Origin of the sequence: Paracoccus xiamenensis (genome assembly GCF_011308835.1) — a bacterium.
Lineage (GTDB): Bacteria > Pseudomonadota > Alphaproteobacteria > Rhodobacterales > Rhodobacteraceae > Paracoccus > Paracoccus xiamenensis.
In genome coordinates this window covers 295,826-308,169 of record NZ_JAAOHY010000001.1, presented here as the reverse complement: position 1 = coordinate 308,169, position 12,344 = coordinate 295,826, and the positions used below count along the sequence as shown (strand labels likewise).

The following is a 12,344-nucleotide window of genomic DNA, read 5'->3' as shown; positions in this document are numbered from 1 at the left end:
GCGCCATGCTCAAGCGCGCAGCGCCCGCAGGCGGTAGCGCAAGGACGGGCGCAGCATGCGGCGCATCTCAATTTCCCAGAAACCGCGTTCGTTGCGCATCGGCGGGCCGCCCGTGGCGACGAAACCGGCACGTTCGTAAAGCGCCTGCGCGGCAAGGTTGTTCTGGCCGACATGCAGGCCCAACCGGGTCATGCCGGCACGCGCGGCATCGGCGATTAGTCGGGAAAAGATCGCATCACCCAGACCCTGCCCGCGCGCCGACGGCCGGACATAGACCGACATGACCCAGCCCAGATCCGGTTCGGCGGGCGACATATCGGGCTCCCAGCTTGCCACCGCCTGCGGTTGGCCGGGCGTGGTGCCCGCCGCCCACATGCTGCACCCCGCCAACCTTGCGGCGAAATCTTCCAGCGGGCGGCCGTCCCAGTCGTCGATGCTGGAACCGAAGGCCTCCGGCGCGGTGCGCAACGCCTCCAGCCGGATGGCCATCCATTCAGCCGCCCGGTCAGGGGTCAATTGCCACAGGCGGATCGGGGCAGTGGTCACGCGTCGTCGTGATGCGGGATATGACCCGAGACCGCCGCATAGGGCCGGGTCACGTCGCGCAGGTCGACGGCGACGGTTTCAGCGTCAATCTGGATGGTGCCGTCACCGGCGAAATCCAGTTGCAGCCGCCCGGTGCCATCGTCGCCCGGCACCCAGGTCATCGCCAGCAGCGACAACACCTCATCGCTATCGCCCCGGTCGATGCCATCGCTGCGAATGCCGGTGATGTCTGACACCACCAGCACCGCGCGGACGCGTTCGAAATCGCGGCCCTCGCGCGCTGCTGCCTCGGCGTCTTCCCAGCGGAAGCGGTTGATCAGCATGGCCAATTGGCGACGCTTGCGGTCAAAGGTGATATCCGCGGCGGTCAGTACCGCGTCCTGTACCAGCATGGACAGGACGGCGACATCCTCGGCCCCTTCGGCACGCAGCATCAGCGGGCCGGGGTCAACATCGTGAAAGCTGGCGTCACTCATCGGGATGGGCCTCCTTGATGCGTTTCAGGTTCGCGCCGACGCCGCGCAGCTTGCGGACCACGCGTTCGTAACCGCGATCGAGGTGATAGACGCGGCTGACCACGGTTTCGCCTTCTGCAGCCAGACCGGCGAGGATGAGACTGATCGAGGCGCGCAGATCGGTCGCCATCACCGGCGCGCCGCGCAGCTTGTCGACGCCGTGGACGGTGGCATGGCCGCCATGGACCTCGATCCGGGCGCCCATGCGGGACAGTTCCGGGGCGTGCATGAAACGGTTCTCGAATATCTTTTCTTCCAACACCGAGGTTCCTTCGGCGGTGCACATCAGCGCCATCATCTGCGCCTGAAGATCGGTCGGGAAGCCCGGAAAGGGTTCGGTGATGACGTCGACGGCGCGGACCCGGCCGGTCTTGTGGCTGGTCTTGATGCCGCGTTCGGTCTGGGTGACGGAGACGCCGGCCTCGTCCAGCTTGGCGGCGAAGGCCTCCAGCAGGTCCAGACGGCCGCCAAGGCATTCGACCTCACCGCCGCAGATCGCCGGCAGCAGCATATAGGTGCCCAGCTCGATCCGGTCGGTGACGACCGGGTGGGTCGCGCCATGCAATGCGTCGACGCCCTGAATGGTGATGGTGCCGCTGGCCTCGCCCTCGATCTGCGCACCCATGCGGCGCAGGCATTCGGCCAGATCGACGATTTCTGGTTCGCGCGCGGCGTTTTTCAGGACCGTCGTACCCTTGGCCAGCGTCGCCGCCATCAGCGCGTTTTCCGTCGCGCCCACCGAGACGATGGGGAAGTCGATCACCGCGCCGCGCAGCCCACCCGCTGGCGCCTTGGCATGGACATAGCCGTCGCGCAGGTCCAGCTCGGCCCCCATCGCCTCGAACGCTTTCAGGTGCAGGTCAACGGGGCGCGCGCCAATGGCGCAGCCGCCGGGCAGCGAGACCGCCGCATGACCGAAGCGCGCCAGAAGCGGGCCCAGCACCAGGATCGAGGCGCGCATCTTGCGCACGATCTCGTAATCGGCCGTCTGGCTGGTCAGGTCATGGCTGGACATCGCCAGCACGTGACCGTCCTGCATCGACACCACCTCGGCCCCGAGCGAGCCCAGCAGGTCGGTCATCGTGGTGATGTCCGACAGGCGCGGCGCGTTGGTCAGCGTCAGCGGCTCGTCGGTCAAAAGCGTCGCCGGCATCAGCGTCAGGCAGGCGTTCTTGGCCCCGGTGATCGGGATTTCGCCATACAGCGCGCCACCGCCCTGCACGATGATCTGATCCATCATTCCTCGCTTCCGGACGCTTCCCCGGTTTCCGGGCCGTCCTGTTCCTGTTGCTGCTCTGCCTGTTCCGCACGCCCGCGCGCCTGCGCCTTGCGCCGGGCCAGGTTGGCTCTCAGCGCCGCGCCCAGCCGGTCTTCGCGGCTGTTGGGCGTCTTGGCATCGGGTTTGCGGCTTTTGCACATTCGGTTCTGTTAGCGCTTTGCCCCGGCGAGGTCTAGCGCCGGGTCAATTGACGCAGCATCCCGTGCAGCACCTGCACATCCGCCTTGGTCAGCGCCATCCGCGACCACAGGTTGCGCAGGTTGAGCTGCATGTTTGGGGCCTTTTCGGGCGGGAAGAAATAACCGGCCTCTTCCAGCTTTGCCTCGTAGTGATCGGCCAGCTTCTCGATTTCCACGCGGTCGGCCACAACCTCGCCCACGGGTCGCCGTCCGGTCGGCATCGGCTGATCCGGCAGACGCCCCTGCGCCCATTCATAGCCCAGCAGCAGCACCGCCTGACCAAGGTTCAGCGACGGAAAGTCCGGGTTCACCGGCACCGTCAGGATCGCATTAGCCCGCGCGATGTCATCATTTTCCAGCCCCGCGCGTTCGGGACCGAAGATGAAGGCGACGCGCCCGCCTGCCGCAATCTCCTCGCGGCCCTGCGCTGTCGCAGTCGCGGGGGTAAAGACGGGCTTGGTCAGTTCGCGGCCGCGCGCGGTGGTGGCAAAGGCATAGGTGATGCCCTCCATCGCCTCGGCCAGCGTCGGGAAGACCCGCGCCCGGTCCAGCACCTGCCCCGCGGCGCCCGAGGCCATGGCCACGGCGCGCGGATTGGGCCAGCCGTCGCGCGGCGCGACCAGCCGCATCTCGGTCAGGCCGAAATTCAGCATGGCGCGAGCGGCGGCGCCGATGTTCTCGCCCATCTGCGGGCGGGTCAGGATGATGACGGGTTGGGGCGCATTGTCAGACATGCCGCGGCTGTTATCGCCCGGCAGGCCGTCCCGCAAGCGAAACTCTGGCATGATGGGGTTTGCGCTGCTATGGCAAGGGCAAACAAGGATAATGCCATGACTGACCTGCCCGCCACGCCCGACGATGCACCCAGCGCCCCGCAGCTTTACCTGATTGCCCCGGTGGGTGCCGACCCGGATGCCTATGGCCCGCGCCTGGCCGAGCTGCTGGAACGCTATCAGGTCGCCTGCATCCGCATCCCCGGTGCGGGCGACGAAGCGCGCCTTGGCCGCATGGCCGATGTGGTGCGCGACATTGCCCATGCCCATGATGTCGCCGTGGTGATCGAAGACCATATCCAGATCGCGCAAAGCCACGGGCTGGACGGGGTGCATCTGACCAGCGGCGCCAAGCAGGTCCGCTATGCCCGCAAGGAACTGGGCGAGGACGCCATCGTCGGCGCCTATTGCGGTGCCTCGCGCCATGACGGGATGAGCGCGGCCGAAGCCGGCGCCGATTATGTCAGCTTCGGCCCCGTCGGTGCCACCGGACTGGGAACGGGCGAAGAAGCGCCGCTGGATATCTTTGCCTGGTGGTCCGAGATGATCGAGGTGCCGATCGTCGCCGAAGGCGGACTTGACGCGGTGCTGATCGGCAAGCTGGCCCCGATTACCGACTTCTTCGCGATCGGCCCCGAGATCTGGACCAAGGAAGACCCGATGGACGCGCTGTCCCACCTGTGGCGCCAGGACAAATAACAACTAAATCAACAGACTGCATAAAATATCCGATACGCCACCTCAGCACTCGGACCACCACGACCATTAAGAAAAGGGGGCCAGGACCGCCCCCTTTTTTCATTCTGGTTCAAATATCCCGGGGGTCCGGGGGCAGCGCCCCCGGCCTGTCCGATCCCGCCGATCAGCCGGCCTTGGTTTGACGGCTCGGTTCGGCGACGCGACGGGCGCGCAACTCCTCGGCCACCAGGAAGGCCAGTTCCAGAGACTGGCTGGCATTCAGGCGCGGGTCGCAGGCGGTGTGATAGCGATCCGACAGATCTTCGTCGGTCACAGCGCGTACACCGCCCGTACACTCGGTGACGTCCTTGCCGGTCATCTCGAAATGCACACCGCCGGGGATGGTGCCCTCGGCCTTGTGGACGGCGAAGAACTCGCGCACCTCGCGCAGCACCGATTCGAAGGGCCGGGTCTTGTAGCCAGAGGCCGACTTGATCGTGTTGCCGTGCATCGGGTCGCAGGACCAGACGACGTTGGCCCCTTCTTCCTGCACGGCCTTGATCAGGCGCGGCAGGTGATCGCCCACGGTGCCCGCCCCGAAACGCGCGATCAGCGTCAGCCGGCCGGCTTCGTTTTCCGGGTTCAGCTTGGCCATCAGCACCTTCAGATCCTCGGCCGTGGTCGACGGGCCGGTCTTCAGACCGATCGGGTTCTGCACGCCGCGGGCGAATTCCACATGCGCCCCGTCCGGCTGCCGGGTGCGGTCGCCAATCCAGATCATGTGACCCGAACCGGCCACCGGCAGCCCAGTGGTCGAATCGGTACGCGCCAGCGCCTGTTCATATTCCAGAAGCAGCGCTTCGTGGCTGGTATAGAATTCGACCTGCCCCAATTCGTGCGCGGTTTCCGAGGTCACCCCCGCCGCCTGCATGAAGGCCATCGCATCGCTGATCCGGTCGGCAATGTCGCGGTAACGCTGCGCCTCGGGACCCGAGGTGAAATCGGCGATCCAGCTTTGCACCCGGTGGATATCGGCATAGCCGCCGGTCGAAAACGCGCGCAGCAGGTTCAGAGAGGCTGCGGCCTGAGTATAGGCCGACAGCATCCGCTGAGGATCGGGAATCCGCGCCTCGGCGGTGAAGTCGAAGCCGTTGATGATGTCACCGCGATAGCTGGGCAGCTCGACCCCGCCCACGGTTTCGGTGCCGGCGCTGCGCGGCTTGGCGAACTGGCCGGCCATGCGGCCAACCTTGACCACCGGAAGCTGGGCGCCCCAGGTCAGCACAACCGCCATCTGCAACATCACCTTGAACGTGTCGCGGATGTTGTCGGCGCTGAATTCGGCGAAGCTTTCGGCGCAATCGCCGCCCTGCAACAGAAACGCGCGGCCCGCCGCCACATCGGCCAGATGGGCGCGCAGCCGGCGCGCCTCGCCGGCAAATACCAGCGGCGGATATTTGGCCAGTTGCGCCTCGACCGCGTTCAATGCGGCAGTGTCGGGATAATCCGGCATCTGGATGCGCGGATAGGCGCGCCAGCCGGCTTTTTCCCAGTTCTGGGTTGCGGCGGGGGTCGTGCGCTGATCCTGCGTCATGGCGAGGCTCTCCTGAGTGTTTCGTGCATGTATATAGGCCCGAAGCCGCCCAAGCGGAAGCCCAGCCGTTCCGCCGCCAGAACCGCGCCCGACCTATACGACAATTGCCTTTACTTTTGCGGGGCTGCTTCGCTAACCTCGCCCCCACCAACAAGACCAACAGGGGAAATAACAATATGAAACGTCTGCTTCTCGCTTCCGCCGCCACCGCGCTTCTTGCCGGGGCCGCAGGCGCCGAAGACGTCAAGCTGGGCCTGCACCTGGGCTTTACCGGGCCGCTGGAATCCATGGCGCCGAATATCGCCGCCGGGGCCGAGGCCGCTGCCAAGGAAGTCAGCGATTCCGGCAAGTTGATGGACGGCTCGACCGTCACCACCTCGCGTTCGGACACCACCTGCACCGACGCCGCTGCCTCGGTCGCGGCGGCAGAACGTCAGATCGCCGATGGCGTGAAGGTTCTGGTCGGCGGGCAGTGCTCGGGCGAAACCATCGCGACGCTGGAACGTGTGGCGATTCCGAATGGCGTGATGATGATCTCGCCCTCGGCCACCTCGCCGGCGCTGTCGACCATCGAAGATCAGGGCCTGTTCTTCCGCGCCGCGCCTTCGGACGCGCGTCAGGGTGAAGTCATGGCAGAGCTGGCCAAGGCGCAGGGCATCGAATCGGTCGCCATCACCTATACCAACAACGACTATGGCAAGGGTCTGGCCGACAGCTTCCAGGCTGCGTTCGAAGCGGCTGGCGGCACCGTCACCACCTCGGCCGCGCATGACGACGGCAAGGCCGACTATTCGGCCGAGGTTGCCGCACTGGCCGCCGCTGGCGGCGACGCGCTGGCAGTCGTGGGTTACGTCGACCAGGGCGGTTCGGGCGTGACCCAGGGCGCGCTGGATACCGGCGCCTTCGAGAAGTTCATCTTCCCGGACGGCATGATCGGCGAGGCGCTGGTTTCGCGCTTTGGCACCGGCATCGAAGGCTCGATCGGCATCAACCCGGCCGCCGAAGGCGACGGCCGCGCCAAGTTCGAGGAACTGGCCGCCGCAGCCGGCTTCGACCCCTCCTCGCCCTACTCGGCCGAGGCTTATGACGCCGCCGCGCTGATCCTGCTGTCCATGCAGGCCGCGAAATCGTCGGATCCGGCTGCTGCCAAGGACAAGGTGATGGAAGTCGCCAACGCGCCGGGCGAACAGATCCTGCCGGGCGAACTGGCCAAGGGCCTGGAGCTGCTGGCCGCCGGCACCGACATCGACTATGTCGGCGCCTCGTCGGTGGAACTGGTCGAGCCGGGCGAAAGCGCCGGGTCGTTCCGCGAAACCACCATCAAGGACGGCAAGCTGGAAGTCGTGGGCTTCCACTGATCGTCTGACATCGAACTTGGCCCGGCGCCCCATGCGCCGGGCCTTTTTGTAAGGGTGCCTTGCGCAAGATCGGTGTAGAATGGCCGACAGACAACAAAGGCAAGCGCCTGATACTGACATGATCTGACGCGACAGGGGGCGTGATGATCCGGGTCGAGAACCTGCATAAGAAATTTGGCGGCTTTTCCGCCGTAGACGGCGCCAATCTGACCATCGAGACCGGTTCGATCACCGGGTTGATCGGTCCGAACGGCGCAGGAAAATCAACACTATTCAACGTCATAGCCGGTGTTTATGCGCCGACTTCGGGCCGCGTCATCATGGATGGCGAGGATATCAGCGGGCTGCCCCCGCATGATCTGTTCCACAAGGGCCTGCTGCGCACCTTCCAGCTGGCGCATGAATTTGCGTCCATGACGGTGCGCGAGAACCTGATGATGGTCCCGCCACGCCAGACCGGCGAGACGCTGGCAAACACCTGGTTTGCGCGCGGCCGCATCCGCGACGAAGAAAAGGCCCTGCGCCAGAAGGCCGACGAGGTGCTGGACTTTCTGACCATCAGCCATGTGGCCGATGAAAAGGCCGGCAACCTGTCGGGCGGTCAGAAAAAGCTGCTGGAGCTGGGCCGGACGATGATGGTCGATGCCAAGGTCGTCTTTCTGGACGAGGTCGGCGCCGGCGTGAACCGCACGCTGCTGATGACCATTGCCGACGCCATCGTGCGGCTGAACAAGGAACGCGGCTATACCTTCTGCGTCATCGAACATGACATGGATTTCATCGGCAAGCTTTGCGACCCGGTCATCGTCATGGCCGAGGGCAAGGTTCTGGCCGAAGGCAGCGCCGACAGCATCATGCAGAACGAAGCCGTCATCGAGGCCTATCTGGGCCGCGGCCTGAAGAACAAGGAGATGGTCGGCGCATGAGCGACAGCAACACTTTTGGCGGGCGCGGCAACCGCGACGCCTCTATCGTGAACACCAAGGGCCGGGGCGAGGTTGACGGCACCCGCCGCTCTGGTCCGACGGGCGTGGGCAAGGCGGGCGACCCCTTCCTGATCGGTGAAAACATGACCGGCGGCTATGGTCGCGGTCCCGACATCCTGCACAATTGCACCATTGCCGTCGAACAGGGCGAGATCGCGGTGATCGTCGGCCCGAACGGGGCTGGCAAATCGACCGCGATGAAGGCGCTGTTCGGCATGTTGAACCTGCGCGAAGGCTCTGTCCGGCTGAACGGGCGCGACATCACCCAGCTGAACCCGCAGGACCGGGTAAAGGCGGGCATGGGCTTCGTGCCGCAGGTCAACAACATCTTCCCCTCGATGACGGTCGAGGAGAACCTGGAAATGGGCGCCTTCATCCGCGAGGACGATTTTCGCGAGACGATGGAACAGGTCTATGAGCTGTTCCCGGCCGTCGCCGACAAGCGCAAGCAGGCGGCGGGCGAATTGTCGGGCGGGCAGCGTCAGCAGGTCGCGGTCAGCCGCGCGCTGATGACCCGGCCCAGCCTGCTGATGCTGGACGAACCCACCGCCGGCGTCAGCCCCATCGTCATGGACGAGCTTTTTGACCGCATCATCGCCATCGCCCGCGGCGGTCTGCCGGTGCTGATGGTCGAACAGAACGCCAAGCAGGCCATGAACATCGCCGACAAGGCCTATGTTCTGGTCCAGGGCGCCAATGCCCATACCGGCACCGGCAAGGAGCTGATGGAAAATGAAGAGGTGCGCCGCACCTTCCTGGGGGGCTGACATGAAAAGCCTGCCCCTGACCATTGCCGCAGTTTTGCTGGCCCTGCCCGTCTTTGCACAGGATGCGGCCCCGGATGAGCCCCTGCCCCCGACCACCGTCGAAGACCTGCCACCCGGCGGTCAGGCGCCGGTGGACCAGATCCCCGCGATTTCGGATGTCGCCCCGGATGGCGGCGTACCCGATGCAACAGCAACCGCGATGAGCTGCAGTTTCCAGACGGAATGCGTTGATGCCGAATGCGCCGAATCTGGCTTTGCCGGTCGGCTGACAGTCATCAGTGACGGTGCCGGAATGGCCGAGGCGGAATGGGATGACGATGCCGAATCGCTGGCGTTTTCGGCGGTGCTGAACAATGGCAGCATCCTGGCATCCTCGACCACGACCGAGCCGCCCGGTCAGCGCTTGCTGACCATCCTCGCCAACGGCGAGGCGCGTTATACCACCCATCTGACCGATCCGATCCACGCGATCAGCTATGTCGGCACCTGCGAGGTCGCCCAATAATGGATATCCTGAACGCCCTCGTGGCATTTCTGAACTTCGTCTTCATCCCCGCCGCCGCATACGGCGCGCAGCTGGCGCTTGGCGCGCTGGGGGTTACGCTGATCTATGGCATCCTGCGGTTTTCGAACTTCGCCCATGGCGACACGATGGCCTTTGGCGCCGCGATGACCATCTTCGCGACCTGGGCCCTGCAGGCGATCGGGGTCAGCATCTATCCGCTGCCCACGGCCCTGCTGGCCCTGCCCTTCGGCATCGCCGCCACTGCGCTGCTGGCCCTTGGCACGGACCGGGTGGTTTACCGCTATTACCGGCAGAAGAAATCCGACCCGATCATCCTGGTCATGGCCTCGGTCGGGGTCATGTTCATCATGAACGGCCTGACCCGTGTGCTGATCGGCGTGGACGAGATCCGCTTTGACGATGGCGCGCGCTTCGTGATCGACGTGCGCAGCTTTCGCGAATGGACCGGCCTGACCGAAGGCCTGGCACTGCGCACGACCCAGCTGATCACGCTGGTGGTGGCGGTGCTGGTGGTCTGGGCGCTGTTCTGGTTCCTGAACCGGACCCGTTCGGGCAAGGCCATGCGCGCCTATTCCGATAACGAGGATCTGGCCCTGCTGTCGGGGATCGACCCCGAACGCGTCGTCCGCATGACCTGGATCATCGCGGCGGCGCTGGCAACCATCGCCGGCGCGCTCTATGGGCTCGACAAGGCGTTCAAACCGTTCAACTACTTCCAGATTCTGCTGCCGATCTTTGCCGCCGCCATCGTCGGCGGTCTGGGCAGCCCGATCGGCGCCATTGCCGGCGGTTTCATCGTGGCCTTTTCCGAGGTTGCGATCACCTATCCCTGGAAAAAGGTTGCGGAATATCTGGGCTTCGATACCGGCTCGGCGATGCTGCAGCTGATGTCCACCGAGTATAAATTCGCGGTCAGCTTCGTCATTCTGATCGTGGTGCTGCTGTTCCGGCCGACCGGCCTGTTCCGCGGCAAAGCCTATTAAGGGGGTCTGATCATGGCAACGTCTCGTCAAGCCGAAGCCGCGAGCCCCTGGCGCGCCCCGATCCTGCTGGCCGTGCTGGTGGTGCTGTTCGTGCTGGAAGGCACGATGCGCAACGCGCTCTTCTCGGGTTCCTGGAACACCTCGCTTGCGATCCTGAACATGGGGCTGATTTCGGCCATCATGGCGCTGGGGGTGAACATGCAATGGGGCTATGCGGGCCTCTTCAACTCTGGCGTGGTGGGTTTCCTCGCGCTCGGCGGGCTGGCCCCGGTGCTGATCTCGGTCGCGCCGGTGCAAGGCGCGTGGAGCGCAGGCGGCCTGCGCGTTCTGGCGGCGCTTGTCGTCGGGCTGGGCACGCTTGGGCTGGCCGCCATCGTCTGGCGGCGGCTGCCAAAACGGTCGCGCGTCCTTGGGCTGCTGGCGGTTCTGATCGTCGGCTTCGTCGCCTATCGCTGGCTGTTCGACCCGGCCGTGAACGCGATCGAGGCCAACCAGTCCGCGCAATTTGGCAACCTTGGTGGGCTTGGCCTGCCCGTGCTGCTGTCCTGGCCGGTGGGTGCCGCATTCGCCGCCGCGGCCGCCTGGGGCGTGGGCAAGGTCGCGCTTGGCCTGCGCTCGGACTATCTGGCCATTGCCACGCTGGGCATTGGCGAGATCATCGTCGCGGTGCTGAAGAACGAGGAATGGCTGGCCCGTGGCGTCAAGAACGTCACCGGCATTCCGCGCCCGGTCCCTTACGAGATCAACCTGCAACGCGATCCGGCCTTCATCGAACGCGCCGAAAGCTGGGGCATGTCGGTGGCCGAACTGTCGGGGATCTGGGTCAAGCTGTGCTATGCCGGGCTGTTCATCGTCGTTCTGCTGCTGCTGATCCTGCTGGCCGAGCTGTCGCTGAAATCGCCCTGGGGCCGCATGATGCGCGCCATCCGCGACAACGAGGTCGCGGCCGAGGCGATGGGCAAGGACGTCACCGGCCGGCATCTGCAGATCTTCGTGATCGGCTGCGCCGTGATCGGTCTGGCCGGCGCGATGATGATCACCCAGGACGGGCTGATGGCGCCGACGCAGTACAACCCCCTGCGTTACACGTTCCTCATCTGGGTGATGGTGATCGTCGGCGGGTCGGGCAACAACTGGGGCGCAGCCCTTGGCGCGATACTGATCTGGTTCCTGTGGATCAAGGTCGAGGTCTGGGGTCCGCAGTTGATCGGCTTCCTCACCCTGCCGCTGCCGGACGGCTCGCTGAAACAGCACTTGCTGGACAGCTCTGCCCATATGCGCTTCATCGCCATGGGGCTGATCCTGCTGCTGGTCCTGCGCTTTTCCCCGCGCGGGCTGGTGCCCGAGAAATAGGCGCCGCGCGCAGACTTCAGGGGGGGCCTTCGGGCCCCTCTTTTCATTTGGCGATGAGGTGAGCGGTGTTCTGCTTCATCAGCGAAGGATGGCAGACAGACAAGGATATGACGCCCGGAACCTGAAGCTTTGCGCGGCCGAGTTTGATCAGCCGCAGCTGTCGGCCATCACCACCGACCACCAATAGCTGCCGCCCATCTGCACGACGCCCACGCCGGCATCGTCGAACTTGTTGTGGACGATGATCTCCTCATCGGGGTCATGCGCCATCCACGCCGCGACCTGGGCAAATCCATCGCCCGCGCGGCCGATCAGCTGAGCAGAGGAACAGGCCCCGTACTCCACCGCCCGCACCCGGTGCACCACCGAAGACCCGTTAGAGCCGACCACCGAAAGCCGGCCCATCGTCGCCATGTCGCAGGCTTGGGACTGGGCGGCAAAAGTCAGGTTTTCCTTGAACTTCAGCGGCTTTCGGCCACGCGCCTCGCGTTCGGTGTTCAACTGCTGCTGGACTTGTTCGATCAGCGCGGCATTGGGGGCGGAACAGATCGGGGCAAGCTCTTGCTCGATAGGGTCAGGCAGGGACTGGTTGGCGATCGGCACGATTCCAACAGCCTGGGAACTGTCGCCCGCAGATGCCAGATTGTCGGGCGAGCAGGCACCAAGCGCCAGTGCCGCAGCCGTGACGGTCAGGAACGGTGCGGCGTATGCCGTGCGGAACATGCGTGCCTCCTGCAATTCAAGCGGTTGTTTCAGTGGGTGAAATCGCAACGCCGCCCGCCCGGCTGCGGTTCCCGCGCAGCCTTC

Annotated in this window: 14 protein-coding genes; 7 read left to right on the top strand and 7 right to left on the bottom strand. The window is 65.2% G+C overall.

Annotation, left to right across the window (positions count from 1 at the left end; translation table 11 throughout):
- Positions 1-9 precede the first annotated feature (9 nt).
- Genes G7044_RS17915 through G7044_RS01555 form a run of 5 tightly spaced genes read right to left on the bottom strand, consistent with a single transcriptional unit; the run spans position 10 to position 3,253 of the window.
- The gene (locus G7044_RS17915; RefSeq protein ID WP_166324958.1) at positions 10-546 is read right to left on the bottom strand and encodes a GNAT family N-acetyltransferase; all 537 of its coding nucleotides are present in this window, start codon (positions 544-546) and stop codon (positions 10-12) included.
- Positions 543-1,022: a DUF2948 family protein gene (locus G7044_RS01570; RefSeq protein WP_166324955.1), complete on the bottom strand. Its 480-nt coding sequence runs from the start codon at positions 1,020-1,022 to the stop codon at positions 543-545. The genes G7044_RS17915 and G7044_RS01570 overlap by 4 nt, the downstream gene beginning before the upstream one ends.
- A complete protein-coding gene (murA, locus tag G7044_RS01565) occupies positions 1,015-2,298 on the bottom strand; it encodes a UDP-N-acetylglucosamine 1-carboxyvinyltransferase (protein ID WP_166327240.1) in 1,284 nt (427 codons plus the stop codon). The genes G7044_RS01570 and murA overlap by 8 nt, the downstream gene beginning before the upstream one ends.
- Positions 2,298-2,480 carry a hypothetical protein gene (locus G7044_RS01560; RefSeq protein WP_166324952.1) on the bottom strand — a complete coding sequence of 61 codons (183 nt, stop codon included), beginning with the start codon at positions 2,478-2,480 and terminating at the stop codon, positions 2,298-2,300. Before G7044_RS01560 ends, murA begins: the two co-directional genes overlap by 1 nt.
- A gap of 32 nt (positions 2,481-2,512) precedes the next feature.
- Positions 2,513-3,253, bottom strand: coding sequence for an RNA methyltransferase (locus tag G7044_RS01555; RefSeq protein WP_166327238.1), 741 nt, complete (start codon positions 3,251-3,253; stop codon positions 2,513-2,515).
- Positions 3,254-3,349: 96 nt separating this feature from the next.
- Between G7044_RS01555 and G7044_RS01550 the strand changes: the two genes are divergently transcribed.
- Positions 3,350-3,991: a thiamine phosphate synthase gene (locus tag G7044_RS01550; RefSeq protein ID WP_166324949.1), complete on the top strand. Its 642-nt coding sequence runs from the start codon at positions 3,350-3,352 to the stop codon at positions 3,989-3,991.
- 163 nt (positions 3,992-4,154) lie between these two features.
- Here the strand turns inward: G7044_RS01550 and G7044_RS01545 are convergent, their stop codons facing one another.
- The gene (locus tag G7044_RS01545; protein WP_166324945.1) at positions 4,155-5,564 is read right to left on the bottom strand and encodes a class II 3-deoxy-7-phosphoheptulonate synthase; all 1,410 of its coding nucleotides are present in this window, start codon (positions 5,562-5,564) and stop codon (positions 4,155-4,157) included.
- Positions 5,565-5,740: 176 nt separating this feature from the next.
- Here G7044_RS01545 and G7044_RS01540 point away from each other — a divergent pair, with 176 nt between their 5' ends.
- The 6 genes from G7044_RS01540 (at position 5,741) to G7044_RS01515 (ending at position 11,537) form a co-directional block, all read left to right on the top strand.
- Entirely contained in the window at positions 5,741-6,922 is a 1,182-nt protein-coding gene (locus G7044_RS01540; protein ID WP_166324942.1) for an ABC transporter substrate-binding protein, read from the top strand.
- A 143-nt stretch (positions 6,923-7,065) separates the two neighbouring features.
- On the top strand, positions 7,066-7,848 hold the full coding sequence (locus G7044_RS01535) for an ABC transporter ATP-binding protein (RefSeq protein WP_166324939.1): 783 nt from the start codon (positions 7,066-7,068) through the stop codon (positions 7,846-7,848).
- Complete coding sequence (locus tag G7044_RS01530; RefSeq protein WP_166324936.1) at positions 7,845-8,675, top strand: ABC transporter ATP-binding protein; 831 nt, start codon at positions 7,845-7,847, stop codon at positions 8,673-8,675. Before G7044_RS01535 ends, G7044_RS01530 begins: the two co-directional genes overlap by 4 nt.
- A 1-nt stretch (position 8,676) precedes the next feature.
- Positions 8,677-9,180: a hypothetical protein gene (locus G7044_RS01525; protein WP_166324933.1), complete on the top strand. Its 504-nt coding sequence runs from the start codon at positions 8,677-8,679 to the stop codon at positions 9,178-9,180.
- The gene (locus tag G7044_RS01520) at positions 9,180-10,184 is read left to right on the top strand and encodes a branched-chain amino acid ABC transporter permease (RefSeq protein ID WP_166324930.1); all 1,005 of its coding nucleotides are present in this window, start codon (positions 9,180-9,182) and stop codon (positions 10,182-10,184) included. The genes G7044_RS01525 and G7044_RS01520 overlap by 1 nt, the downstream gene beginning before the upstream one ends.
- 12 nt (positions 10,185-10,196) lie before the next feature.
- Positions 10,197-11,537 (top strand): branched-chain amino acid ABC transporter permease, encoded by a 1,341-nt coding sequence (locus tag G7044_RS01515; protein ID WP_166324927.1) that lies wholly within the window; start codon positions 10,197-10,199, stop codon positions 11,535-11,537.
- 147 nt (positions 11,538-11,684) lie between these two features.
- Here G7044_RS01515 and G7044_RS01510 read toward each other — a convergent pair whose 3' ends face one another.
- Entirely contained in the window at positions 11,685-12,260 is a 576-nt protein-coding gene (locus G7044_RS01510; RefSeq protein ID WP_166324924.1) for a CAP domain-containing protein, read from the bottom strand.
- Positions 12,261-12,344: the final 84 nt, after the last annotated feature.

Excerpts from the sequence above, each read along its gene's own strand:
- G7044_RS01570 (WP_166324955.1), bottom strand. The coding sequence starts at position 1,022 with ATGAGTGACGCCAGCTTTCACGATGTTGACCCCGGCCCGCTGATGCTG.
- G7044_RS01525 (WP_166324933.1), top strand. The coding sequence starts at position 8,677 with ATGAAAAGCCTGCCCCTGACCATTGCCGCAGTTTTGCTGGCCCTGCCC.
- G7044_RS01555 (WP_166327238.1), bottom strand. The coding sequence starts at position 3,253 with ATGTCTGACAATGCGCCCCAACCCGTCATCATCCTGACCCGCCCGCAG.
- G7044_RS01550 (WP_166324949.1), top strand. The coding sequence starts at position 3,350 with ATGACTGACCTGCCCGCCACGCCCGACGATGCACCCAGCGCCCCGCAG.
- G7044_RS01530 (WP_166324936.1), top strand. The coding sequence starts at position 7,845 with ATGAGCGACAGCAACACTTTTGGCGGGCGCGGCAACCGCGACGCCTCT.
- G7044_RS01510 (WP_166324924.1), bottom strand. The coding sequence starts at position 12,260 with ATGTTCCGCACGGCATACGCCGCACCGTTCCTGACCGTCACGGCTGCG.
- G7044_RS01545 (WP_166324945.1), bottom strand. The coding sequence starts at position 5,564 with ATGACGCAGGATCAGCGCACGACCCCCGCCGCAACCCAGAACTGGGAA.
- G7044_RS01540 (WP_166324942.1), top strand. The coding sequence starts at position 5,741 with ATGAAACGTCTGCTTCTCGCTTCCGCCGCCACCGCGCTTCTTGCCGGG.
- G7044_RS01515 (WP_166324927.1), top strand. The coding sequence starts at position 10,197 with ATGGCAACGTCTCGTCAAGCCGAAGCCGCGAGCCCCTGGCGCGCCCCG.
- G7044_RS01520 (WP_166324930.1), top strand. The coding sequence starts at position 9,180 with ATGGATATCCTGAACGCCCTCGTGGCATTTCTGAACTTCGTCTTCATC.
- G7044_RS01535 (WP_166324939.1), top strand. The coding sequence starts at position 7,066 with ATGATCCGGGTCGAGAACCTGCATAAGAAATTTGGCGGCTTTTCCGCC.
- G7044_RS01560 (WP_166324952.1), bottom strand. The coding sequence starts at position 2,480 with ATGTGCAAAAGCCGCAAACCCGATGCCAAGACGCCCAACAGCCGCGAA.
- murA (WP_166327240.1), bottom strand. The coding sequence starts at position 2,298 with ATGGATCAGATCATCGTGCAGGGCGGTGGCGCGCTGTATGGCGAAATC.